Genomic DNA, 23819 nt, shown 5'->3' with positions numbered 1-23819 from the left:
TCTCCCCGTGCACGGCGGAGTCGGCCGCGGTGTCGGACGGACACGGCGTCGGCCGGCCGGCACCGACCGGACACCGGCCGGGAGACAGATCACCAAGGGCGTCCCCGCAACGGGGCGCGGCGGAGCGACATTCCCGAGGTGGGGGCAGAGCAGCACGATGGCACAGGGCACGGTTCAGGTGACCCACACCGGCACATCGCGGTGGCGGCGCCGCACAGGTGAGTACGCCTCGCTCGCGGCCGCCCTGGAGGCCGCCGGGGACGGCGACGTCCTCACCGTCGCGCCGGGGACGTACCGCGAGAACCTCGTGGTGCAGCGGGCGGTCACCCTGCGCGGACCCGAGGGCGCGGTCGGTTCGGTGCGGATCGCGCCCGCCGACGGAGTGCCGCTGACCGTGCGCGCCTCGGCCACCGTCCAGGACCTCCATGTGGAGGGGCAGGACACGACGGCGCCCGCGCTGCTGGTGGAGGACGGCACCCCCGAGCTGGTCGATCTGCGGATCTCCACCCGCTCGGCCGCCGGTCTGGAGGTGCGCGGCGCGGCGCGGCCCACCGTGCGTCGGGTCGTCGTCGACAATCCGGCCGGTGTCGGCATCGCCGTGCTGGAGGGCGCGGGCGGGGTGTTCGAGGAGTGCGAGGTCGTCGCGGCGGGCCAGTCCGGGGTCTCGGTGCGCGACGGCGGCCATCCCCGGCTGGAGCGCTGCCGGGTGCACCACGCCTCGGGCGCGGGCCTGACGGTGACCGGGGAGGGCAGCGGGCTGGAGGCCATCGGCTGCGAGGTGTACGAGATCAAGGGCGCCGGCGTGCAGATCGCCTCACGCGCCTCGGCGCACCTCACCGACTCCCGTGTGCACCGCACGTCGGCCGACGGCGTCACCCTCGACACCGACGCCGTGCTCACGCTCTCCGACTGCGACATCCACGACATCCCGGAGAACGCGATCGACCTGCGCTCCCGGTCGGTGCTGACGCTCACCCGCTCCACGGTGCGCCGCTTCGGGCGCAACGGCCTGTCGGTCTGGGACCCGGGCACCCGGGTGGACGCCAACCAGTGCGAGATACACGACAGCACGGGCGACTACCCCGCCGTCTGGATCAGCGACGGCGCGACCGCCGTCCTCGACTCCTGCCGCGTCCACGACGTCCCGGACGCGCTGTTCGTGCTGGACCGCGGGTCGCGGGTCGATGTCGTCGACAGCGATCTGTCCCAGATCCGCAATACGGCGGTGTCGGTGAGCGACGGCGCCACCGCGCAGCTCGACGACTGCCGGATCAGGGAGGCGTCCACGGGAGCGTGGTTCCGCGACCACGGCAGCGGGGGCACGCTCAGCGGTTGCACCGTCGACGCGGCGCAGACCGGGGTGATCGTCACCAAGGGCGCGGACCCGGTGATCGAGCGCTGTACGGTCACCTCGCCCGCCGAGGCGGGCTTCTATGTGTCGGCGGAGGGCCGCGGCACCTTCCGCGGCTGCCGGGTGACGGGCAGCGGTGGTTACGGCTTCCATGTGATGGACGGCTGCCGCACGGCCCTGCACAAGTGCCGCACCGAGCGGTGCGCCCGCGGGGGTTATGAGTTCGCGGAGCCCGGGCTGCCGCTGGTCGAGGACTGCACCAGCGACGAGTCCGCCGTCCTGCCCCCGGCGGGCCGCGGCGGCGCCTCCGAGCCGGTGACGGCCGTACTGACCTCGGTGCGGACCCCCGGTCCCGCGGCGGCCACCGCGCAGTCCGCCCCGGCCGCCGAGTCCGCCCCGGAAAAGCCGGCGCGCGGCTCGGACGCCGTTCTCGGTGAACTGGACGCGCTGGTGGGCCTGGAGAGCGTCAAGCGCGAGGTCCGCTCCCTCACGAACATGATCGAGGTGGGCAGGCGCCGCCAGGAGGCGGGGCTCAAAGCCGCGTCCGTGCGGCGGCATCTGGTGTTCACCGGCTCCCCCGGCACCGGCAAGACGACGGTCGCGCGGCTGTACGGCGAGATCCTGGCGTCGCTCGGGGTGCTGGAGCGCGGGCATCTGGTCGAGGTCTCCCGGGTCGATCTCGTCGGTGAGCACATCGGCTCCACCGCGATCCGCACCCAGGAGGCGTTCGACCGGGCGCGCGGTGGGGTGCTGTTCATCGACGAGGCGTACGCCCTCTCCCCCGAGGACTCCGGGCGGGACTTCGGCAAGGAGGCCATCGACACCCTGGTGAAGCTGATGGAGGACCACCGGGACGCGGTCGTGGTGATCGTCGCCGGGTACACCGCGGAGATGGAGCGGTTCCTCTCGGTCAACCCCGGTGTGGCCTCCCGTTTCTCCCGGACCATCACCTTCCAGGACTACGGGGCCGGTGAGCTGCTGAGGATCGTGGAACAGCAGGCCGACGAGCACGAGTACCGCCTGGCCGACGGCACCGGCGAGGCACTGCTGAAGTACTTCGCCGAGCTGCCCAAGGGGCCCGCGTTCGGCAACGGCCGTACCGCGCGCCAGACCTTCGAGTCGATGGTCGAGCGGCACGCGGGCCGGGTCGCCGAGCTGGCCGAGACCGACACGGACGCCCTGACCCTGCTCTACCCCGACGATCTGCCCGAACTGCCCTGAGCCCGCCGGTCCGCGCCGGCCGGTCGCCCCGGCTGGCGGGGGACGCCGGGCAGCAGCCCGAGCAGTTCAGCGCGGGCCGTGTCGAAGACCGGGTCGGCCTGGTACTGGGAGTGCCCGAGGATCGGTTCGGGCAGCGGGTGCCGGCGTGACCGGCCGTACGCCACCGGGTCCAGGAGGACCTCCCGGTCGGGTGCCGGCTTCCGTGCGGCCGGTACGAGGACGGGCCCGCCGATCGGGTCGGTGTGCCGCCACAGATTGCTCCAGCAGTGCACCTCGTCACGGAGGTCGGCCAGGGCGTCGGGCCCGAAGTAGGCGGGGAACCAGCGGCCGTACAGCCGTTCCAGGGGTGAGCCGTACGTCAGCAGGGCGACCCGGCCCCGGGTGGCGGCGGGCAGCTGCCAGACCGCCGACGCGGCCAGCACACTGCCCTGGGAGTGACCGGAGATCACGAGCCGTCCGCCGGTCCGCTCGGTCCAGGTGCACATGCGCCAGGTGAGATCGGGGACGGCGCGCTCCGCGTAGCACGGCGGTGCGAACGGGTGCGCGGCGCGCGGCCAGAAGGTGCCGACGTCCCAGAGGATGCCGATGGTGCGCCGGGCGGAGGCGTCGCGGTAGGCGCGGCGGCCCCAGGTGACGAACAGTATGAAGCCGAGGCCGACCAGCCAGGAGCCCAGCGACTGCGCGGTCTCGGCGGCGGCCTCGGCGAGGCCGCCGCCGTCGCCGAACGCCTTGCCGGGGACCTCGTCGCTGATCCAGGCCCCGATGACGGCGCCGGCGCCCAGGAACAGGGCGGAGCCCGCGACGACGCCGACGATCCGGGGTGTGCCGTCGGTGACCGAGGCCCGGGCCCTGGCGCGGGCGATCCGGCGGGTCCTGGCCGGGTCGGGCCGCCACCGGCCGGGCGCGGGCACCGTTCTCGCGTAGTCCCGCTCGACGGTCTCCCGCAGCCGGCGGGCCGCCAGCCAGGTCCGCCCGCCGAGGGCGACGGCCGGGATCAGCAGCAGGACCAGCAGAACGGGGATGACGGATGCCTGCCAGCTGAGCAGTACGGGCGGGCCGGGGATCGAGCCGTCGCCGTCCATGCCGGGCGTGCCGGGCCCGTCCAGCCAGTCGGCGACCCGCTGGGCGACCCCTCCGGTCATCACCCCGCCGAGCGCGCAGGCGAGCATGGCGACGGCCGGCCCGCCCAGTCCGGCCAGCACGGTACGCGGGTGGCGCGCGCGGCGGTGCAGGACGAGCGCGGTGACCGCGAGCGCGACGACCAGGGCGCCCTGCACGAGGACGATGACCCGGAACGTCGTGTCTCCCGGCAGGGTGCCCCGGGACTGCCACAGCGGCCGGGACCAGGAGGCGTACAGCAGGGACAGCGCGAACACCGTGAGCGATCCGGCGGGCAGGATCCGGACGGCCGCGCGGTCGGCGCGGGCGTCGAACCGCCGCTCGCTGCGCCCCCTGCGGAAGACGACCAGCACCACGGCGGCCATGCCCAGCACGAGAACGGCCTCCAGCAGTACCCCGCAGACCGTCAGAAGGGTGTGTTCACCGGACCGGTCGTGGCGGGCGGCGGCCCCGGCGACGGCGGCGGAGACCGTGAGGAGTCCGGCGGCCGTGTGGGCGGCGCGCAGCCGGGCGACGAGCCGCCTGCCGTACCAGAATCCGGGGCGGCCCAGAGCGGGCCGCCCGGCCGCCGTGCCGTCCTCGGCCGCGGGGTCGGGGGCGGGTCCCCGTCCGCCCTCGCCCACCCCCTCGCCCGTCGGCGGACGCTGGGACTCGTACGCGCTCCAGGTGCGGTGGGAGAGGTACCAGAGCAGTCCCACCAGGGCCGCCGGGACGAGCGAGGCGAGCGCGAGCCGTCGGCCGGGCTGCGACCACCAGCCGCCGCGGGCGGCGGAGAGGAAGCCGAGCCACGACCTCCCGTCCGCGCACTCCGCGAGCGCGGCGCACTGCCACGCCAGCAGATCGAGCGCCACCTCGCAGGCGGCGGCCGTCAGCAGCACGGTGAGGCTCAGCGCCACCAGCCGCACCAGTGCTCCGTACAGCCGGGTCGTGCGGGCGAGGCCGCCGGCCCGGGGGCGCATCCAGTGCGCGAGGTTGACGACCATGAAGGGCAGGAGGAGCAGCCACAGGGCGCGGGCGCTGTTGCCGGAGGTGAGGTTGGACCAGCAGTACGCCTCGGGGACGGGTCTGTCCCAGGGCGCGGCGGGGTCGTGTGGGCCGGCCGGCTCGTGGTGTTCGTGGCTCTCGTCCGCGTGCTCGTCGTCGGTGCGCCGGAACACGGCGGCCTTCTCGTCCCCGGAGATCCGTACCGTACGCGGGTCGCCGAGCATCTCCTGCGGGCCGGCTCCCCCGACGCCGTGGACCAGCAGTTCGAGCGCGGGCCCTCCACTGCGCGGGGCCGGGGTTTCAGCGGACACTTCTGCGGCTCGCTCTCTGGGTGGGCAGACCACCCGATGGGCGGCCGTGCGGCGTTCGTACCTCAGAATCCCGGATTCGGGCGGTTCGCGGCAGGGCGCTCGCCGAATCTCCGCGAGCCCCCTTGGAGGCGACCGTGGGAGGATGAGCGCCCTTGGTGCCATCGCGTACGACGAGACGGAAGGACCGGCCACGGCGGTGACCGACAACCAGAACCTGCTCGCGGAACAGCGGCGCTCACTCATCCTCGACGAGGTGCGCAGGCGCGGTGGCGTGCGGGTCAACGAACTGACCCGCAGGCTCAATGTCTCCGACATGACCGTGCGCCGGGATCTGGACGCGCTGGCCCGGCAGGGTGTCGTCGAGAAGGTCCACGGCGGTGCGGTCCCGGTGGCCGAGGCGAGCACCCACGAGCCGGGGTTCGAGGCGAAGTCGGGTCTGGAGCTGCCGGCCAAGGAGGACATCGCACGGGCGGCGGCGGCCATGGTCACCCCGGGGACGGCGATCGCGCTGGCCGGGGGCACGACGGTGTACGCGCTGGCCCAGCAGCTGGTGGACGTCACCGATCTGACGGTGGTCACCAACTCGGTGCGGGTGGCCGATGTGCTGCACACGGCCCACCGGCCCGCGCCCGGTGCCGCTCCGGGCTCCGCCCGGCCGCGCGGGGCGACGGTGGTGCTGACCGGTGGGGTGCGCACCCCCTCCGACACCCTGGTGGGGCCGGTGGCGGACACCGCGATCCGCACGCTCCACTTCGATGTGCTGTTCATCGGCGTGCACGGCATCTCGGTGGAGGCCGGGCTCTCCACGCCCAATCTCGCCGAGGCGGAGACCAACCGGCACTTCGTACGGTCGGCGAGGCGGGTGGTCGTGGTGGCGGACCACACCAAGTGGGGGACGGTGGGCCTGAGTTCGTTCGCCCGGCTGACGGAGGTGGACGCGCTGGTGACGGACGCGGGGCTGTCCGCCGCCGCGCGCGAGGAGATCGAGGAGTATCTGCCGGGCGGTCTGGTGGTGGCGGGCGAGACCGTCCCCGACGAATGACCGCCTTCCGGCTGACGCGGGAGGTGGCGCTGCCCGCCGGGGAGGCGTGGCGGCGGGTCACCGACTGGGGCGCGCACGCGGCTCAGGTGCCGTGCACCGCGCTCACCTCGGTGACGGCCCCGGAGTCCTAGCTCAGACACCAGCCGCAAAGTGCGGCTCGCCGCCGGGGTCGTCGGTTTCCTGCGGCTCAGGGTCGTCTTGATCTGTGCAGGTGCCGAAGGGGCCGGAGGTCCCGGGTGCGGCGCCGAGCTGGGTGGCGCCACCCTTGTGCCGGTGCGGTCCGGGGATCACCGGTTCACCTTCCTCGCGTCGCGGTGTCGGGGCACTCCGTGCTTGGCGAGCATCCGGTAGACGAACCGCTCGTTTACCCCTTACTCGGCCGCCAGGCCGGGGGCGAGTTCGCCTTCCCGGTATCGGTTCAGGATCTCGCCGACCGGGACACGGTCCTCCAGCCGGACGCGCCCGGTCGGCGCTGCCGACCGTGACGACGTGGCCGACGGGCAGGTCCAAGGCCCGTAGCGGGGCGAAGATCCCCGTGTGCCGGATCACGTCGCCTTGAGAGTCCGGTGTTTATACCTTGCTCGCGACCACCATGTAGTTCTCGGCCTCAAGATCGAACGTGCTCAGTTCCGTCTGGAGTCCGACTCGGTGCAGATCGACTTCGAGTTCCTCGTACCGGTAGGGCCAGCAGGACAGCAGTTCCGAGCGGACAAGAACCAACCCGGTCGCATCAACTTGCGCGATCGCAATCTCGATGTGGTGCTCCTCCTCCCAATGCGGCGCAATCTCCCAGCGGTAGACCACGACGGCATCGCGACCGTTCCGGCGGACGAGTCGGTCACTGATCTCCAGCCGGGAACCTCTGGCCCTCACGAGTTCCCAAGTGCGGGATGTGAGTACCAAGCGCCCGCCGGGGCGCAGAAGCCGTGACATCGACTCCAGAGCAGCACCCCTGCCTGTCGCGCCCGTGGCATGGTGAAGCGAGTTGCCAACGCAGAACACCATGTCGAATGTGTTGTCCTGGAAATGGTCGGGCAACTCTTCCCAGTTCGCCCGTACGGCCCGGACGGATGCCCCGAACTCCTCAGACAACTCTGCAGTCCGACGAACCATCGCCTCGCTGGCGTCAGTTGCGACAACCTGCATGCCACGACCGGCGAGGCCAACCGCCAACTGTCCGGTTCCGCACGAACAGTCGAGGACGTGAGCATTCGACGGCAGGAGATTGAGGATGTCGTCGAACGACGCAGCGAACTCGGCTGGAGGCAACTTTGCATCCGAGATGAGCCATTCGTACACCTCGGCAAGCACGTCATAACCTGTCACAACCACTACCTCCGTCGCGGCGGGTGTGTCAATTTAACGGCCCTGTCTCACATTCGATGGTAACGAACGGTGACGATCGTTACATGCAGTGATTCGCCCAGCTCAGGCTGCCATACGACACCTGGGTTCTGGGACCGCCACCAAGTAGGGCGGGAGTTCCGGGTGGACATCCGCACGGCTCAATCAGGCACTCTGTCCATGACTTTCCGTCACCACCGAATCTGCGACAGAGCCGTTGATTAGACACTCCCTCTCCCGGGTGGACAGCGCGGGCCGCGTCGGGACGTGCCAGGCCCGTCCCCAGGCCCGTTCCTCGCCCGCGACCTCGTGCAGGGCCCTGGCCACATCGGGGAGATAGCTCCAGCTGTGCGGTGCGTCCGGATCCCCGAGCACGGAGACCGGCCTGCCCCGCAGCACCCGCGGCACGACCCGCGCGGCCAGGTGTCCGCCATCGGTCACTCCGGGCCCGAAGAAGTCCGATGCCCGCACCTCGACCGCCTTGATACGGCCCTGCTCGTGCAGCTTCCGCGCCTGCTCCCACACGGCTGCGCGCACCCTGCCCTTGGGGCCGGTCGCCGCGAGCGGCAGCCGCTCGGTCAGGGGGCCGTCCACCGGACCGTAGCCGTAGAGATTGCCGAGCATCACCAGGACGGCCCCGGTCGCCTCGGCCGCCGCGCAGACCGACGAGGCCAGCGGGGGCCATTCACTCGCCCAGCGGTGGTAGGGCGGCGCGGCACAGCTGTGGATCGCGGCCGCGCCCCGCGACACCTCGGTCAGCCGCCTGCCGTCCGCCGCGTCCGCCGCGACGTGCTCGATGCCGGGCTCCGGGCTCCCGCCCGACCTGGTGACGACGCGGACCGAGTGCCCCTTCTCGGCCAGCAGCCGGGCGGTGGCCGCGCCGGCGGGTCCGAATCCCACAACGACATGAGGGTTCACGTACGCACACTAGCGCGAAGGGGTTGCTCCGTGCCGGGTGTCCGCAGCCCGGAGGCCGGTACCCGCGGCACCGGCCGGACGCACCGCCCGCACCGGGCGGGTTCGGTGCGGACCGCCTTCGTCCGGGCGCCGGGCGGTCCGGCGGTCCGGGCGCGCCACCGCGGCCGGACCGGAGCGAGGGGGGCGGGGCCGCTCCCGTACGGGTCCGGGGGCCGCGGCTCCGTACCCGCGACCGAAACCATCTGACGGGCCCTCACCGGCGCCTTGTGACCCGGCTGTTGGGCGCGGCCGTTCCGCCCGGCGGGCGTGCCGGGGCGACAGGAGCCCGGACCGCCCCGGGCAGGACTCCGCCGCCACCGGGACCGGGTGGGGGCGGCCGGCAGCGCGGCGGCTATCGTGTTCGAGCCCTGTCACCCTGCCCGGGAGGTACGGTCCATGGCTCGTCGGCTTCGGCACGTGGAACTCGGCTTCATCGACACCGCGCCCGTCCGGCTGGTGCACTCGGCCGGGCTCTCGGCCGCCCCGGCGGTGGTGTACCGGGCGCTGGCCGAGGATGTGCCGGGCTGGACCGAGTGGTTCGACGCCGTCTCGACGGCGGTACCCACCCGCGGCGGCGCCGGACGGGACATCAGGCTCCGGATCGGTGCCTTCTTCTCGGAGACGATCCTGGCGACGGACCCCGGCGAGCGGTACGCCTATCGCGTCGACACCACCAATGTGCCCGGTCTGCGGGCGCTGTTGGAGGACTGGCGGATCACCCCGGCGCCGGACGGCGGCAGCCGGGTGCGGTGGACCTTCGCGGCGGACGGCTCCCCGGTGACCCGGGCCGTGGTCCGGTTCGCCGGGCCGGGGCTCGGGGTGTCCTTCCGGGGCGCGATGCGCGAACTGGACCGCAGGATCGGTGATTCCGCCGCCCGCTGACCGCGCGGCGCCCCGGCCCCGGCCCGTGCGCGCGGGCCCCGGTCACCGGGCGGGACGGCGGCGGCACCGGGCCCGGGGTCAGCCGGTCCACTCCCCCGTGGCGAGGAACCGCTCGATCGCCGCGGTGTACGGCGCGATGTCCAGGCCCTGTTCGGCGAGCCACGCGTCGGAGTAGTACTTGTCGAGATAGCGGTCGCCGGGGTCGCACAGCAGAGTGACCACGCTCCCCCGCCGTCCCTCGGCGAGCATCTCCCCGACGATCTTCAGCGCGCTCCACAGGCCCGTGCCGGTGGAGCCGCCCGCCTTGCGTCCGACGACGGTGTCCAGCGCCCGTACGGCGGCGACGCTCGCCGCGTCGGGGACCTTCATCATCCGGTCGATGGCGCCGGGTACAAAACTGGGCTCCATACGGGGGCGTCCGATGCCCTCGATACGGGAGCCGCGGTCGCTGGTGGCCCCGGGGTCGCCCCGGGTCCAGCCGTCGAAGAAGCAGGAGTTGTCCGGGTCCGGCACACAGATCAGCGTGTCGTACTGCATGTAGTGCACATAGCGCGCGATGGTCGCCGAGGTGCCACCGGTCCCGGCCGTCGCGACGATCCACGCGGGCTCGGGATAGCGCTCCAGCCGCAGCTGCTGGTAAATGGACTCGGCGATGTTGTTGTTGCCGCGCCAGTCGGTGGCCCGCTCCGCGTACGTGAACTGGTCCATGTAGTGGCCGCCGGTCCGCTCCGCGAGCGCCGAGGACTCCTCGTACATCCTGCGCGAGTCGTCCACGAAGTGGCACTGCCCGCCGTGGAATTCGATCAGCCGGATCTTCTCGGCGCTGGTGGTGAGGGGCATGACCGCCACGAAGGGGACGCCGATCAGTTTGGCGAAGTACGCCTCCGAGACGGCGGTCGAGCCGCTGGACGCCTCGATGACGGGCTTTCCGGGGCGGATCCAGCCGTTGCAGAGGCCGTAGAGGAAGAGGGAGCGGGCCAGCCGGTGCTTGAGGCTGCCGGTCGGGTGGGTGGACTCGTCCTTCAGATAGAGGTCGATGCCCCAGTCCTCGGGCAGCGGGAACCTCAGCAGATGGGTGTCGGCCGAGCGGTTGGCGTCCGCCTGCACCTTGCGGACGGCGTCCTTCAGCCATGCCCGGTAGTCCGGATCGGTGCGGTCGACATCGCCCGTCGCCGTCGCCCCGCCCGTCGCCCGCTTCTCGCTGGTGCCCATGCCCGCCGTCCCTGTGCCGCTCTCGACTCCGTTTCCCGAGTGTCACAGTACGGCCCTCACCTGCGAAAACCCTCGCTTTGAGGATCCATGAGGGACACTTGTGGGCAGGATTCACACAGCACGGTCCGCATCCACTGGTGCACAGCCCCGGAGTTGTGCAGACTGCCAGCAGATGTCGCGACGAAGGGGAGGAGGGGCCGATGGCCATGGCGGAGCCCGAATTCCGGGCCACAGGCGTACGGATCGAGCGGTGGCCGCGCTCGCTCACCAAAGCCGGACAGGTCCTCATCAAGGACGGCCGGCTCCAGCTGCTCACCAGCTACGGCCGGGTGATCGACAGCGCGCCCGTCCGGGCGGTCAGGGCGGGCCGGGCACGCTTCACGGACGAGGCGAGCGCCGCCCTGAAGGTCAACGGCAAGCGGTATCGGCTGACCATGGGTCAACGCGACCGCGACTCCGACGCCGAGACCCTGGCCGGGCGATTCCTCAAGGCCGTGCACGGCGCGGGCGCCGCCGAGGACTGAGCCGCCGCGCGGCACCGGGCAGGGGTCACCGGCGGGCCCGGGAGCCCGGGTGCCGGAGCACCCCGGGGCGTCTGAGTTGCGGGACCGCTTCCGCGGGTTCACGCTTGTCTCACACCATCACCCAGGGTGCGCCGGCGGTAACGCTGTGATCCAGCCTCCGCCGGAACGATCAGCAGACAGCCACCTGCTGGATCCGATCCTCCGCCTTCTTCCGGACCTACTTCGGGGAGTCGCAGCCGTGATCAGCCAGCCAAGCAGGCACTGCACGGTGGAGCTCCAAGCCCTGCCGTCGCGCATCGGACAGGTCCGCAGAATCGTCTCGGCGCAGCTGCGCTACTGGCACCTCGATCCTCTGATCGACCAGGCCGCGCTCGGCGTCACCGAGTTGCTGACCAATGTTCATCAACACGCGGAACCCGACAAGGTGTGCACCGTGGACATCGAGCTGCTGCTCGACCGGCTCACGGTCTCCGTCCAGGACCACGACCCACGACTGCCGACGCTCCGCGACGGCGGCGATCTCTTCGCCACCTCCGGCCGGGGGCTCGCCCTGATTGCGGCCGTCAGCGAGAACTGGGGTGTGCGGCCCCAGGGCGACACGGGAAAGGTCGTCTGGTTCTCGCTCGCCGCGGCCCCGCCCGCGGCGGCGCCTCCGTCGCGTTCGACCGCGTACGCCGGGGCGGGGGACGGGCCGCACGCCCGCGCCCTGCGCCCGCACACGCTCGACACACACGTGCTGGACGCCCACGCGCTGGACGCGGTGCGCGAGCACGCGGGCGCCCGGTCGGCCGTTGGGAGCTGACCGGGCGGGCACTCGTACGCCTCCGGCGTGTGCTCGTACCCCGCCCGTGGGCCGCGGGCCTCGGGCGGGAGGCCGCGGACCACCGCACGTCCGGCCCGGGCACGGGCAGCGGGTGCGGGCGCGTCACTCCACGGCGATGGCGCGCAGGACGTCCAGCCGTGCGGCCCGGCGCGCGGGCCCCCGGGCCGCGACCGCTCCGGCGGTCAGCCCGACCAGCGCGACCAGTGCCAGCCGCAGGGGCGGTACGGCGAAGGCGAACGCCGTGTCACCGGCGTTCGCCGACGCCCTGACGAGGACCCAGCCGAGCAGCGCGCCGAGCGCCAGCCCGCCGGCCGTGCCGAACGCGGCCACCAGGAGCGACTCGTAACGCACCATCGCGCGCAGCTGACTCCTGGTCTGGCCCACGGCGCGCAGCAGGCCGAGCTCCCTGGTGCGCTCGTGGACGGCGAGGCTGAGAGTGTTGGCGATGCCCAGCAGAGCGATCACCACGGCGAGCGCCAGCAGGGCGTAGACCAGGCTGAGCATCATGTCGATGCCTTCCGCGGCCGACCGCGCGTACGCGTCACGGGTCTGGACCTCGGGGTTGCCGTACGCCCGCGCGGTCTTCTCCACGGCCGCCGTGCCGTCGGCGGTGGACACACCGTCCTCGAAGGTGACGGCGATCAGTGTGTCGGAGTCCCGGCCGCGGTGCGGTGCCCAGGCGTCGCGGGTGATCACATAGTCGCCGACGAGCTGCGACTGCCCGTACACCGCACGGACGGTGAACGTCCGCTTCGCTCCGTCGGTGAAGGAGAGTTCGACGGTGGAGCCGGGCCGCCAGCCGTGTTCGGCGGCCTCCGTCCCGGCCACGGCCAGGCCGTCGGTGCCGAGTCCGCGGAGCGATCCGCGTACGGTCCCGAGGTCGAACGAGGCGGCGAGCGCTTCGGGGTCGGCGACGGTCAACTGCCGTCCCGCGCCGTCCACCTCGGCGACTCCCGTGCCCAGTCCGACGGCGGTCGCCACCTCGGGCTGCCGGGCGAGTGCCGGGGCGAGCCGGGGGCTGAGCCCGCTGCCGCCGGCGCCGAACGCCGGGGCGCTCACGGCGACATCGCCCGCGAAGGAACGCGAGACCGTCCGGTCCATGGTCGCCTTCAGTGAGGCCGCGAAGACCGTGAAGAGGGACACGACCGCGACCCCGGTCATCAGCGCGGTGGCGGTGGCGGCGGTGCGCTTGGGGTTGCGCAGGGCATTGCGCCCGGCCAGGCGGCCGGGGGCGCCGCGCAGCCGATCGAGCGGAGCGGCGAGGACTCCGACGACCGCGGAGGACACCACCGGGCCGAGGACCACGAAGGCGGCCAGGGCGAGTACCGCGCCGGTCGCGGCCAGGGTGACGGAGGGTGTGACGACCGTGCCCAGCAGCACGGTGCCGGTTCCGGCCAGGGCGACGGCCCCTCCCGCGTACGCCCGGGTACGGGAGGCCGCCGACCGGTCCACGGCCGTCTCGCGCAGCGCGGCCAGCGGTGCGGTCCGCCCGGCGCGGACTGCGGGCAGCAGCGCCGAGCCGAGGCAGACGATCACGCCGACGGCCAGGGGCAGCAGCATCGAGGGGGCGCTCACGACGAGTCCGCCGCCGGGGAAGGGGAAGCCGAGCGCCGGGAAGAGGGCCCGGAGGCCGAGCGCGATCCCGATGCCGCCGAGCAGCCCGGCGGCGGACGCGGCCACCGCGACGACGGCGGCCTCCGCGAGGGTCGCTCCGACGATCTGGCGGCGGGAGGCGCCGAGGGCCCGCAGCAGGGCGTTCTCACGGGTGCGCTGGGCGATGACGATCGCGAAGGTGTTGTGGATGGAGAACGTCGCGACCAGCAGGACGATGCCGGAGAACACGAGCAGCAGTGTGGTGAACAGGTCCAGGAACTGGCCGGAGATCTCGTCCCGGTTCTCCTCGGTGGCCTCCTGGCCGGTGATGGCCTCGACGCCGCCGGGGAGTACGGGAGCCAGGGCCCGTACCAGTTCGCGCGGGCTCGTTCCGGGTCCGGCCCGCACCTGGACGGAGGCCGCCTCACCGGGCTTCGCCGTGAGGTGCTTCCCGGCGTCGGCGAGGGTCATACCGGTGAAGGTCGTCCGGGCCATGCCGTCCTCACCGCCGAACGTGGCCAGTCCGACGACGGTGACCTGCACGGGTTCGGGGGTGCGCAGGACGGTGGTGTCGCCGATCTCCAGCCCGCCCGCGCTCGCGGCGCCCCGGTTGACGACGACCTCGCCGCTCGCGGCGGGGGCGCGGCCCTCGGCGAGCTCGTACGGATTGAGCCGGGGGTCCTCGATCCAGTTCCCGGCGAGTGTCGGCGGACCCTGGCCGCCGATCGGTTCGCCGTCGGCGCCGACGAGCACGCCCGGGCCCTGGACGCTGGGCGCGGCCGCGGCGACCCCGGGGACCTTCTCGATACGGCCGGCGAGGTCCGTGGCCACCGGCCTGCGGACGACCGCGCCGGAGACGGTCGTCACCCCGGTGCCGCGGACGACGGCGTCGGTGCCCCGGTTGGCGGTGGCGAACAGGGAGTCGAAGCTGCCGCGCAGGGTGTCGCCCATGACGAGGGTGCCCGCCAGGAAGGCCACACCGAGGAGTACGGCGGTGAAGGTCCCCGCGAAGCGCCGTCGGCGGGCCCGCAGGGAGCTGAGGCTGATCCGCAGGGAGGTACGGGCGCCGCTCATCCCGCCGCCTCCGCGGCGCCCGCGCGGACGTCGAACGCCTTCAGCCGGTCGAGTACGCGCTCGGCGGTGGGGGCGGGCATCCGGTCGACGAGCCGTCCGTCGGCGAGGAAGACGACCTCGTCGGCGTGGGAGGCGGCCACCGGGTCATGGGTGACCATGACGACCGTACGCCCGGTGCTGCGGACCGTACGGCCCAGCAGGCGCAGCACCTCGCCGCCCGCGCGGGAGTCGAGGTTCCCGGTGGGTTCGTCGGCGAAGACGACGTCGGGCAGTGAGGCGAACGCCCGGGCCACGGCGACGCGCTGCTGCTGGCCGCCCGACAGCTCGCCCGGCCGGTGGTGCAGCCGGTCGCGCAGCCCGACGGTGTCGATCAGCGTGTCCAGCCACGCGGGGTCGGGCCGTCGTCCGGCGAGGTCCACGGGGAGGGTGATGTTCTCGGCGACGGTGAGCGTGGGAATCAGATGGAAGCTCTGGAAGACGAATCCGATGCGCTCGCGCCGCAGCACGGTGAGTCCGCGGTCGTCGAGCCCGCCGAGATCGGTGTCGCCGATGAGCGCGGAGCCCGAGGTCAGGGTGTCGAGTCCGGCGGCGCACTGCATCAGGGTGGACTTGCCGGAGCCGGAGGGGCCCATGATCGCGGTGAAGCGGCCGGCCGGGAAGCCGAGGCTCACCCCGTCCAGGGCGCGCACCTCGGTGTCGCCGCGGCCGTAGACCTTCACGGCGTCGACGACCCGGGCGGCGGCCGGCCCGGAGCCGGAACCACCGTCCGCTCCGCGGGCGGTGACGGTCCCCGGGCCCGTGGGCCCGGCGGCTCCCGTGGGCCCGGCGGGGGCGGCGGCCCGGGGGGAGCCGGCCGGCCCGCCGTGGCGGGGTGCGGGGCCTTGGTCGCGGGTCATGCCCGGCCCTCCCCGCCCGCGCGGCCGAACTGCTCGTCCAGGACGGAGAGCCTGCGCCAGTACTCGTCCTCGTCGATCTCACCCGCCGCGAACCGGCGGCCCAGCAGGGCGATGGGCGAGTTCTCGCCATGAACGGCGGGCGGGGTGTGGCCGGTGTGCGACGGCCGCGGACCACGGTGTCCGCGCCACACCCCGGTGCGGCGCAGGACGGTGACGGCGCCGATGGCGACGGCCGCCCAGATCAACGGAAACAACAGGATCCACGGGCCGGGCCCGTGCCCGCCGGCGAACGCCAGGGTGTTCATCTCGGTTCAGCTCCTCGGTGGTGGCCGTGCACGATGTGCCTGCCTGGTCGCTTCCGAGGCTCCCGCCGCGGGCGGCCCGTGTCGTCGTACGGCCGGCGGCACCGTGCGTACGGCCCGGGGAGTACCCGGGGGCGTCACCGCTGCTTCCGCCGCCCGCCCGGGGGCCGGGCCCCGAACTCGCGCTCCAGTCGGCTGCGTACGCGCTCCTCGTGCACGAGCCGTCCCACCAGCGCGCCGCCATAGACGACCACACCGACGCCGACGAGCCAGGACTGGATGACGAGGACGGTTCCGAACGGGCCGTAGGTGACCGCGTTCGACGCGATCAGCGGGGAGAACACCAGCTGGGAGAAGACCCGCAGACCGAGCATGAAGAGCGCGGTCGCCACCGCCCCGGGCACGAGGGCGCGCCAGCGGACCCGGCCGCCGAGCAGCAGTCGCTGGGAGATCCAGAAGAACAGGAACGTGCCGATCAGATCCGCCAGCGCCCCGCCGGCCGCGCCGAGGGCGGATCCGGACGGTACCGGCGTGTTGACGAAGACCAGCAGGGAGAAGACGAGCAGGGCGAGAAAGACGACATGGCGCCACATGGTGTGCCAGCGGGCGGTGGGCAGGTCCCACACCTTCTCGTATCCGGTCTGCACGGCGGAGCCGAAGGTCAGTCCGAAGACGGCGAGCGCGGCGAGACCGAAGGCGGTGGTGCGCTGGAGCGCCGTGCCCGGCGGGGCGAAGAGCTGACCGACCTGGTCCTGGGACACCTGGGAGACGCCGAGGGCCTGGCCCAGCCAGCGGGCGAAGCCCTGGCTGCTGGCCGGGTCGGCCGCGGCGACGACCACCAGCAGCGGCACGAGGGTGAGAAAGCCGAGCGCGGCGAAGCCCATGGCCCGGTGCATCAGTTCCATCTCACGGGCGCGGTTCCAGCCCAGGCCGACGGGCGAGGAGACGAACCGGAGGTACCACCGCTGGAACCGGTGCGCGCGATGCGGGGCGCCGGGGCGCTCGTGGGTCATAGCTCGTCGTCTACCCGCTCGGGGGCGGCGAGGTGTCCGGGGTGCCCCCACTCGGGTGGGTCGGCCCGGCGACGGGAGTCTCAGCCGAGGGCGCTCAGCGGATCGTCGAGTACGGGCTGCCACGCCAGCTCGGCCGCGCCCACCAGGCTGTTGTGGTCGAGCGTGCAGGCGAGGATGGGGACGCCGCCGCTCCTCCCCCACAGGCTGCGGTCGGCGACCACGGCGCGCAGCCGTTCGGGGTCGGCGGCGAGGAGTTCGCGGTGGAGCCCGCCGAGGATGATGCGGTCGGGGTTGAGGATGTTCACCAGTCCGGCGAGCCCGAGGCCGAGGCGGTCGACGAGTTCCCGGCCCGCGGCCCGGACGGCGGGGTCGTCGTACTCCGTGCGCAGGAGGTCCCTGGACTGCTGGAGCAGGGAGACCTCGGGTCCCGGGTCGCGCCCGGCGGCGGTGAGGAAGGCCAGCGGGTCGGTCTCGACGTCGAGGCAGCCGCGGCTTCCGCAGTGGCAGGGGCGGCCCTCGGGGTTGACCGTGACATGGCCGACTTCCAGGGCGAGTCCGGAACTCCCGGTGTGGAGGCGGCCGTCCACGACGAGCGCGCCGCCGACGCCCCGGTGTCCGGTGGCGACGCAGAGCAGGTGCTGCGCTCCGCGCCCCGCGCCGTGCCGGTGCTCGGCGAGCGCGGCGAGATTGACGTCGTTGCCGGTGAAGGCGGGGCCGGTGATCCCGGCGGCCCGGACGCGCCCGGCGAAGATGTCGCGTACGGGCGACCCGGCCGGCCAGGCCAGATGGAGCGGGTTGAGGGCGGTGCCGTCGGGTTCGGCGACGGCGGACGGCACGGCGAGGCCGGCGCCGGCGCACCGGCGTCCGCTCTCGCGCAGCAAGGCCGCTCCGGCGTCGACGACCGCGCCGATGACCTGGCCCGGGTCGGCGGAGACCGTGAGGGAGCCGGGTGTGGTGGCGAGAGTCCGCCCGCCGAGGCCGACGAGGGCGGCGCGGAAGCCGTCGGCGTGGACCTGGGCGGCGAGGACGACGGGGCCGGCGTCGTCGACGGAGAGCCGGTGGGAGGGCCTGCCCTGGGAGCCGGTGCCCGCGGCGGGCCTGGAGTCGACGCGGATCAGGCCGAGGGCTTCCAGTTCGGCGGCGACGGCGCCGGCGGTGGCGCGGGTGACGCCCAGTTCGGCGGTGAGGACGGCCCGGGTGGGCGCCCGGCCCGTGTGGACCAGTTCCAGGGCGGGCCCGAGCGCGCTGCGGCCCCTGTCCAGCCTCGATCTGGTGCTCGTCCCCTTGCCGTTCATGGAGGCGAGTCTCCCATGATCCGGACGCCGTGAGGCCGTGTCGGCGCGGAAGGCGAGGGCGCCCGGCGGGGATATCCGGCCGTCTTGTCCAGATCCCGGCCCCGCCCCTATCCTCACTTTGTGCCGAAACTGAACAAAATACGCCCTCCCCGATCACGGGGCCCCGGCCGCGGCGCCGCGCCGCCGCCCTCCGTCTCCCGCCTCCGGATCGCCCTCACCCTCTTCTTCGCCCTGGACGGCTTCCTGTTCGCGGGATGGGTCGTCCGTATCCCCGCCGTCAAGGAGCAGACCGGCGCCTCGGCGAGTGCCCTCGGACTCGCGCTGCTGGGCGTCTCGGCGGGCGGAGTGGTCACGATGATGCTCACCGGCCGCCTCTGCCGGCGCTTCGGCAGCCTCCCGGTGACCGTCGGGTCCGCCGCCCTGATGTCACTGAGCATCGCGCTGCCGCCGCTGACCCGGGACGCCCTCGCCCTGGGGCTGGTGCTGCTCGTCTTCGGAGCGGCGTTCGGCGCGATGAGCGTCTCCCTCAACAGCGCCGCGGTCGAGCTGATCGCCGTCCTGGGCAGGCCCCTGATGCCCGCCTTCCACGCCGTGTACAGCCTCGGCGGAATGCTCGGCGCGGGACTCGGCGCACTGGTGGCGGGCGGGCTCTCCGCCACCGCGCATCTGCTGTGGCTCACCGCCCTGGGGCTGCTGGCCACGGCGATCACCGGGCGTGCCCTGCTGCGCCACCGCGCGGCGATCCCGGGGCGCGCGGACGGCGGCGAACCGGGCGCCGCAACCGCCGACGGAGCCGAGCGGCGGGCCGGGGCCGTGGAGGGAGCCGGGCCGGGCGCCGGGGCCGGTCCGCGCGCCGAGGCCGTGGAGGGGGCCGAGCCGCGCGCCGGGCGAGCGGCCGGCGGGCGGAGCGGGCTCTCCCCGGACGGCCGCATCCGCGTCTTCGTCCTCCTGTGCGGTGTGATCGCGCTCTGTACGGCGTACGGGGAGGGCGCGATGGCCGACTGGGGCGCGCTCCATCTGGAGCAGGACCTCCACACCGGCCCCGGGGTCGCCGCGCTCGGCTACTCGGTCTTCGCGCTCGCCATGACCGCGGGCAGGCTCTCGGGAACGTTCCTGGTGGAGCGGCTCGGCCACACCCGTACCCTGGTCGCGGGCGGCACGACGGCCGCCGCCGGCATGCTGCTGGGCGCCCTCGCGCCGTCGGTCTGGCCCACGCTGCTCGGCTTCGCGGTGGCGGGCCTCGGGCTCGCGAACATCTTCCCGCTGGCCGTCGCGAGGGCGGGCGAGATCGCGGGCCCCGGCGGAGTCGCCGCCACCTCGACCCTCGGCTACGGCGGAATGCTCCTCGGCCCACCCGCCATCGGCTTCCTCGCCGACTGGTTCTCGCTGCCCGTCGCCCTGACCACGGTCGCCGCGCTCGCGGCGGGCGCGGCGCTCATCGGGTACGCGTCCCGGAACGCCTCGCCCGGAGAACGGCGCCCGGCCGTCTGAGCCCGTACGCGCGACGGCGGACCCCCGCTGTCCGGGCACGGCGGCAGGCGCGAGGGGTGGGGCGGGAGCCGGAGACGGGGCCGCCGGGCGCAAGGGGCGGGCGCCCGACGGGAGCCGTGACCCCTTGTCGGCCGTCCGCGGCCCCTGGGACACTGGGCGCGGGAGGCGGGCCATGGGGCGGCGTACGCAGGCGGACCGGGACGCGGTGACCGTCGAGATCGGCTACGCGCTGGTGAGCGCCGTCTTCGTCGCCGCGGTCGCCTTCGGGGTGATCGCCGGGCCGAAGCTGATGTTCGCCATGCCGTACGCCGTGGAGCGCGGGCTGCTGCTCGCGGGCTGTACGGCCGCCGTGCTGGTCTTCACGGTGCGGGTGGTGACCGTGCTGTGCCGGTTCTCCCGCGGCAACCGCCCAGGCGGGGAGCCCCCTCAGCCGAGCCAGCCGGGGCGGACGAGCCCCGACTCGTAGGCCAGGACGACGAGTTGGGCCCGGTCGCGGGCGCCGAGCTTCACCATGGTGCGGCTCACATGGGTCTTGGCCGTCAGCGGGCTCACGACGAGTCTGCGGGCGATCTCCTCGTTCGACAGCCCGATACCGACGAGCGCCATCACCTCACGCTCCCGTTCGGTGAGGTCCGCGAGAACGCCGGCCTCCGTGGGCGCCTTGGAACGGGCCGCGAACTCCGCGATCAGCCGGCGCGTCACCCCCGGCGACAGCAGCGCGTCCCCGCCCACCACCGCCCGCACCGCGCGCAGGAGTTCATCGGGCTCGGTGTCCTTCACCAGGAACCCGGAGGCGCCGGAGCGGATCGCCTCGAAGACGTACTCGTCGAGTTCGAACGTCGTCAGCATGACGACCTTCACCCCGGCGAGGCGCTCGTCCCCGGTGATCGCGCGGGTGGCGGCGAGCCCGTCCAGCACCGGCATCCGGATGTCCATCAGCACGACGTCCGGGCGCAGTTCGCGCACCAGCCGCACCGCTTCGTCGCCGTCGGCGGCCTCGCCCGTGACCTCGATGTCCCGCTGGGCGTCCAGCAGGGCCCGGAAGCCCGCCCTCACCAGCAGCTGGTCGTCGGCGAGCAGTACGCGGATCACGGCGTCTCCTTCGGTGGCGTGTCGTCGTGTGGTGCTGCCGGCGGTCACGGACGCCGACCGAGGGGCGGGGCCTCCCCCGGGTACGGTGCTCCCCGAAGTGACGCCTCCCCCCTGCCCGTGGTCTCCCCCGGGCGGCGCGGCGCCTCCCCCGGCCATGCGGTTTCCCCCGGCCACGGTGTTTCTCTCGGTCACGGTGTTTCTCTCGGCTGTACGGGGAGATCGGCGCGGACCGCGAAGCCGCCGCCCTCCAGGGGGCCGGCCTCGATCGTTCCGCCCAGCGCGGCCGCCCGCTCCCGCATCCCGGCCAGCCCGTTGCCGCTGCCTCCCGCCTCGGAGCCGGTGGCCGACCCGTCGTCGTCGATCCGCAGGGCGAGCCGGCCGGGCGCGTAGGAGATCCGTACCCGCGCGGTGCGCGAACCCGAGTGGCGTACGACGTTGGTCAGGGCCTCCTGCACGATCCGGAACGCCGCGAGATCCGTGCCCGGCGGCAGCGCGAAGGGGGTGCCCGCCGTCGTGACGGTGACGTCCAGTCCGGCGCTCGCGGCCTGCTCGACCAGGTCCGGCACCCGGTCGAGCCCGGGGGCGGGGGCGCGGGGGGCGTCACCGGGTGCCCGGAGGCCGGCCAGGACCTGGCGCACCTCGCCGAGGGCCTCCTTGCTGGCCGCCTTGATGGTGGTGAGCGCGGTGCGGGCCTGCTCGGGGTCGTCGTCGAGGAGCGCGAGGCCGACGCCGGCCTGGACGTTGATGACGGAGATGGAGTGCGCCAGCACATCGTGCAGTTCGCGGGCGATGCGCAGACGCTCCTCGGCGGCGCGGCGCTCGGCGGCGGCGGCCCGTTCGGCCTGGGCCCTGGCCCACTCCTGGCGGCGTACGCGCGCCAGTTCGGCGAGGGCGAGCACGGCCACGAAGCAGGCCGCGGCGGCCAGGTCCTGCCCCCAGGGGGCGGCGGCGTCGCCCTTCGGCGGGAGACGGGCGTACAACCAGTGCGCGACCAGCACGTGCGCCGCCCAGAATCCGCCGACGGCCCACCAGGCCGCCCGCCGGTGCCCGGCGGCGACGGCGGAGAACGTCGCGACGACGAGGACGAGGAAGACCGGGCCGTAGGGATACCCGGCGGCGAGGTAGACCGTCGTGGAGACGGCGGTGCCGACGACGACGGCACCGGGCCACCGGTTGCGCAGCAGGAGCAGGGCGGGACCCAGGAGCAGCAGCACCCGCCCGAGGGTGTCGAGCGATTCACGGGCCCCTGCCTGGCCCCGGGCCGCGAAACCGGTTCCCACCAGGACGAACACCGCCACCAGCAGGGTCGACGGCCAGGGCACCCGGGCGGCGGCCCGCCGCTCCTCCCACAGGCGCAGCGGCGGTCCCCCGGGCCGTACCCAGGGGGGACCACCGCAGGTGCGGGTGCGCGGCTCTTCCATACGGTCACGCTAGACCGGGGCGGACGCCCGGGCGTCCGCCCCGCGTGGCGATCGGCCGTACTCCCCGGGCAGTACACGGGGGCGGACGCCGCGCGGTGGTGCGCCGCTACAGGGCGGGGCGGATGCCGATCTCCTGGGCGAGCCGGGAGACGGCCTGGGCGAAGAAGACGTCGCGCTCCTCGACGACCCGGTTGAACTGGCCGAACAGCTCGAAGGAGATCAGCCCGAAGAGCTGCGCCCAGGCGGCCACCATCGCGACGACGACGGCGGGCGGCAGACCGGGGGCGACGTTCGCCGCGAGCCGGTGCGCCTCGGGGCGCAGTTCCTCGTCGAGCGGGGGGAGCGCGAGGCCCTGGGAGGCGTAGGCGTCACGGACGACGGAGATCAGGGCGCCGCCGACGCGCGCGGCCGGGCCCACGGTGTCCATGGGTGCGGTGTAGCCGGGCACGGGTGAGCCGTAGATCAGCGCGTACTCGTGGGGGTGGGCGAGGGCCCACGCGCGGACGGCGGTGCAGACGGCGGCCCAGCGGGCGGGGTGGTTCCGGGGGTCGGGGGCGGCGGCGAGGGCGGATTCGGCGGTGTTGCCGACCGCGTCGTAGGCGTCGACGATGAGGGCGGTGAGGAGGTCGTCGCGGCTGGGAAAGTAACGGTAGAGGGCGGAGGAGACCATGCCCAGCTCACGGGCGACCGCGCGGAGGGACAGCTTCACCGCGCCCTCGGCCGCGAGCTGCTTGCGGGCCTCGTCCTTGATGGCGGCGGTGACTTCGATACGGGCCCGGTCCCTGGCCCCACGGATCGTGGTCATACGCGCCAGTGTTCCACGCTTCGGAGCACTGATCAATTTCGAGAGCACCGCTCTGTGGACGGATCGGCGATATGGAGCGGGGGCGGCGATCCGGAAGGTGATCGACGAACTGAAACAGGAGCATCGCACCGTTTCGAGAGCAGTGCTCTTGCTTCGGAGCACCGATTCGTGCACACTGATCTCAAGCGAGAGCAGTGCTCTCGAAATAGATCACCGCACTAGTCGCATCACCAACGCACACTCACACACCGACCACCACGCCACCGCGCACCACACCCGCACCGGAAGGCCCAGGAGTCCTCATGTCCCAGACCCACTACATCAAGCCCGGCCGGTTCGACAGCGTCTTCAACGGCGCGGTCGGCTGGCTCGCCCGGCGCGGCGTCAGCCTCATGGGTACCGCCGAGCTCTCCGTCCGCGGCCGTACCAGCGGTGAGTGGCGGAGCATCCCGGTCAACCCGCTCCCCTACGAGGGCGGCCCGTACCTCGTCTCCGCACGCGGCCACTCCCAGTGGGTCCGCAATCTGCGCGCCGCCGGTGGCGGACGGCTGAAGCTCGGGCGCAGGACACAGGAGTTCACCGCGGTCGAGCTGCGGGACGAGGAGAAGCCCGCGCTGCTGCGCACCTATCTGGAGCGGTGGGGCTGGGAGGTCGGCCGGTTCTTCGGCGACGTGAACGCCAAGTCCACCGACGAGGAGCTGCTCGCCGCCGCCCACAGGCACCCCGTCTTCCGGATCACGGTCTCCCGGTGAGCCCCGGGCCCGCCACAGGTCCGCGGACCCCGCCGGACGCGGGAGCAGACAGGCGGCCTCGGCGCGGGGCGGGTGCCGTGCGTACTCCGGGCGCGGGCGGCGCGCCCGCCGCCCCCGGCCCCCCGAGCGGACCGGACCACGCGCGGACCCGGCCCGCCCTGACCCGCACGCCGGACCCCACGGTCCCGGCCGCCCACCTCTCCGGTCCGCCCGGATACCCCTAGTGACCTGAGTCGGAGATTCATCGTTAGTTGGGCATGAGTCGTCCGGGTCCGAAGATTCCGCCGTTGTCGGTCACTGATGCCCAGCGGGCGG

20 protein-coding genes and 1 pseudogene are annotated in these 23819 nt (G+C 73.7%); 9 read left to right on the top strand and 12 right to left on the bottom strand.

Features of this window, described 5'->3' with window-relative positions:
- The first annotated feature begins 157 nt into the window (after positions 1-157).
- Complete coding sequence (locus tag ACFYT4_RS14375) at positions 158-2572, top strand: right-handed parallel beta-helix repeat-containing protein (protein ID WP_389268101.1); 2415 nt, start codon at positions 158-160, stop codon at positions 2570-2572.
- Here the strand turns inward: ACFYT4_RS14375 and ACFYT4_RS14370 are convergent.
- Positions 2542-4986 (bottom strand): hypothetical protein, encoded by a 2445-nt coding sequence (locus ACFYT4_RS14370; protein WP_389268099.1) that lies wholly within the window; start codon positions 4984-4986, stop codon positions 2542-2544. The genes ACFYT4_RS14375 and ACFYT4_RS14370 overlap by 31 nt on opposite strands.
- Positions 4987-5182: 196 nt before the next feature.
- Between ACFYT4_RS14370 and ACFYT4_RS14365 the strand changes: the two genes are divergently transcribed.
- Together ACFYT4_RS14365 and ACFYT4_RS14360 are read left to right on the top strand one after the other, a co-directional pair.
- The gene (locus tag ACFYT4_RS14365; protein WP_389268381.1) at positions 5183-6028 is read left to right on the top strand and encodes a DeoR/GlpR family DNA-binding transcription regulator; all 846 of its coding nucleotides are present in this window, start codon (positions 5183-5185) and stop codon (positions 6026-6028) included.
- Entirely contained in the window at positions 6025-6159 is a 135-nt protein-coding gene (locus ACFYT4_RS14360; RefSeq protein WP_389268097.1) for a hypothetical protein, read from the top strand. The genes ACFYT4_RS14365 and ACFYT4_RS14360 overlap by 4 nt, the downstream gene beginning before the upstream one ends.
- 439 nt (positions 6160-6598) lie before the next feature.
- Here ACFYT4_RS14360 and ACFYT4_RS14355 read toward each other — a convergent pair whose 3' ends face one another.
- Entirely contained in the window at positions 6599-7354 is a 756-nt protein-coding gene (locus tag ACFYT4_RS14355; protein ID WP_389268095.1) for a class I SAM-dependent methyltransferase, read from the bottom strand.
- Positions 7355-7606: 252 nt separating this feature from the next.
- Positions 7607-8290 (bottom strand): annotated as a pseudogene (locus ACFYT4_RS14350) (NAD-dependent epimerase/dehydratase family protein); the annotation flags it as partial.
- 435 nt (positions 8291-8725) lie between these two features.
- Between ACFYT4_RS14350 and ACFYT4_RS14345 the strand changes: the two are divergent.
- Positions 8726-9211: an SRPBCC family protein gene (locus ACFYT4_RS14345; protein ID WP_389268093.1), complete on the top strand. Its 486-nt coding sequence runs from the start codon at positions 8726-8728 to the stop codon at positions 9209-9211.
- 78 nt (positions 9212-9289) lie between these two features.
- Here ACFYT4_RS14345 and ACFYT4_RS14340 read toward each other — a convergent pair whose 3' ends face one another.
- Positions 9290-10423, bottom strand: coding sequence for a PLP-dependent cysteine synthase family protein (locus ACFYT4_RS14340; RefSeq protein ID WP_389268091.1), 1134 nt, complete (start codon positions 10421-10423; stop codon positions 9290-9292).
- Between the two features lie 200 nt (positions 10424-10623).
- On the opposite strand from ACFYT4_RS14340, the gene ACFYT4_RS14335 reads away from it, so the two are divergent.
- Both ACFYT4_RS14335 and ACFYT4_RS14330 read left to right on the top strand, forming a co-directional pair.
- The gene (locus ACFYT4_RS14335) at positions 10624-10947 is read left to right on the top strand and encodes a hypothetical protein (RefSeq protein WP_389268089.1); all 324 of its coding nucleotides are present in this window, start codon (positions 10624-10626) and stop codon (positions 10945-10947) included.
- A 238-nt stretch (positions 10948-11185) separates the two neighbouring features.
- Positions 11186-11749, top strand: coding sequence for an ATP-binding protein (locus ACFYT4_RS14330; RefSeq protein WP_389268087.1), 564 nt, complete (start codon positions 11186-11188; stop codon positions 11747-11749).
- A gap of 123 nt (positions 11750-11872) precedes the next feature.
- Here the strand turns inward: ACFYT4_RS14330 and ACFYT4_RS14325 are convergent, their stop codons facing one another.
- From ACFYT4_RS14325 to ACFYT4_RS14305, 5 genes are all read right to left on the bottom strand, one after another.
- A complete protein-coding gene (locus ACFYT4_RS14325) occupies positions 11873-14437 on the bottom strand; it encodes an ABC transporter permease (RefSeq protein WP_389268085.1) in 2565 nt (854 codons plus the stop codon).
- A complete protein-coding gene (locus ACFYT4_RS14320; protein WP_389268083.1) occupies positions 14434-15333 on the bottom strand; it encodes an ABC transporter ATP-binding protein in 900 nt (299 codons plus the stop codon). The genes ACFYT4_RS14325 and ACFYT4_RS14320 overlap by 4 nt, the downstream gene beginning before the upstream one ends.
- A complete protein-coding gene (locus ACFYT4_RS14315) occupies positions 15330-15638 on the bottom strand; it encodes an SHOCT domain-containing protein (RefSeq protein WP_389268081.1) in 309 nt (102 codons plus the stop codon). Before ACFYT4_RS14315 ends, ACFYT4_RS14320 begins: the two co-directional genes overlap by 4 nt.
- 134 nt (positions 15639-15772) lie before the next feature.
- The gene (locus ACFYT4_RS14310) at positions 15773-16648 is read right to left on the bottom strand and encodes a YhjD/YihY/BrkB family envelope integrity protein (RefSeq protein ID WP_389268079.1); all 876 of its coding nucleotides are present in this window, start codon (positions 16646-16648) and stop codon (positions 15773-15775) included.
- An 80-nt stretch (positions 16649-16728) separates the two neighbouring features.
- Positions 16729-17943: an ROK family protein gene (locus ACFYT4_RS14305; RefSeq protein WP_389268077.1), complete on the bottom strand. Its 1215-nt coding sequence runs from the start codon at positions 17941-17943 to the stop codon at positions 16729-16731.
- 120 nt (positions 17944-18063) lie between these two features.
- On the opposite strand from ACFYT4_RS14305, the gene ACFYT4_RS14300 reads away from it, so the two are divergent.
- The gene (locus ACFYT4_RS14300; RefSeq protein WP_389268075.1) at positions 18064-19434 is read left to right on the top strand and encodes an MFS transporter; all 1371 of its coding nucleotides are present in this window, start codon (positions 18064-18066) and stop codon (positions 19432-19434) included.
- Between the two features lie 172 nt (positions 19435-19606).
- Entirely contained in the window at positions 19607-19900 is a 294-nt protein-coding gene (locus tag ACFYT4_RS14295; RefSeq protein ID WP_389268073.1) for a DUF6332 family protein, read from the top strand.
- Here ACFYT4_RS14295 and ACFYT4_RS14290 read toward each other — a convergent pair.
- The 3 genes from ACFYT4_RS14290 to ACFYT4_RS14280 all read right to left on the bottom strand — a co-directional run bounded on the left by ACFYT4_RS14290 (position 19861) and on the right by ACFYT4_RS14280 (position 22752).
- Positions 19861-20526: a response regulator gene (locus tag ACFYT4_RS14290; protein ID WP_389268071.1), complete on the bottom strand. Its 666-nt coding sequence runs from the start codon at positions 20524-20526 to the stop codon at positions 19861-19863. The genes ACFYT4_RS14295 and ACFYT4_RS14290 overlap by 40 nt on opposite strands.
- A 188-nt stretch (positions 20527-20714) precedes the next feature.
- Complete coding sequence (locus tag ACFYT4_RS14285) at positions 20715-21947, bottom strand: sensor histidine kinase (protein WP_389268069.1); 1233 nt, start codon at positions 21945-21947, stop codon at positions 20715-20717.
- Between the two features lie 106 nt (positions 21948-22053).
- Positions 22054-22752, bottom strand: coding sequence for a TetR/AcrR family transcriptional regulator (locus ACFYT4_RS14280; protein WP_389268067.1), 699 nt, complete (start codon positions 22750-22752; stop codon positions 22054-22056).
- A gap of 302 nt (positions 22753-23054) precedes the next feature.
- Here ACFYT4_RS14280 and ACFYT4_RS14275 point away from each other — a divergent pair, with 302 nt between their 5' ends.
- Entirely contained in the window at positions 23055-23504 is a 450-nt protein-coding gene (locus ACFYT4_RS14275) for a nitroreductase family deazaflavin-dependent oxidoreductase (protein ID WP_389268065.1), read from the top strand.
- The last annotated feature ends 315 nt before the right edge of the window (positions 23505-23819 follow it).

Origin of the sequence: Streptomyces sp. NPDC004609, from assembly GCF_042873655.1 — a bacterium.
GTDB lineage: Bacteria > Actinomycetota > Actinomycetes > Streptomycetales > Streptomycetaceae > Streptomyces.
Note: the sequence above shows the minus strand (reverse complement) of the source record. Positions and strands in the feature narration are given on the sequence as shown.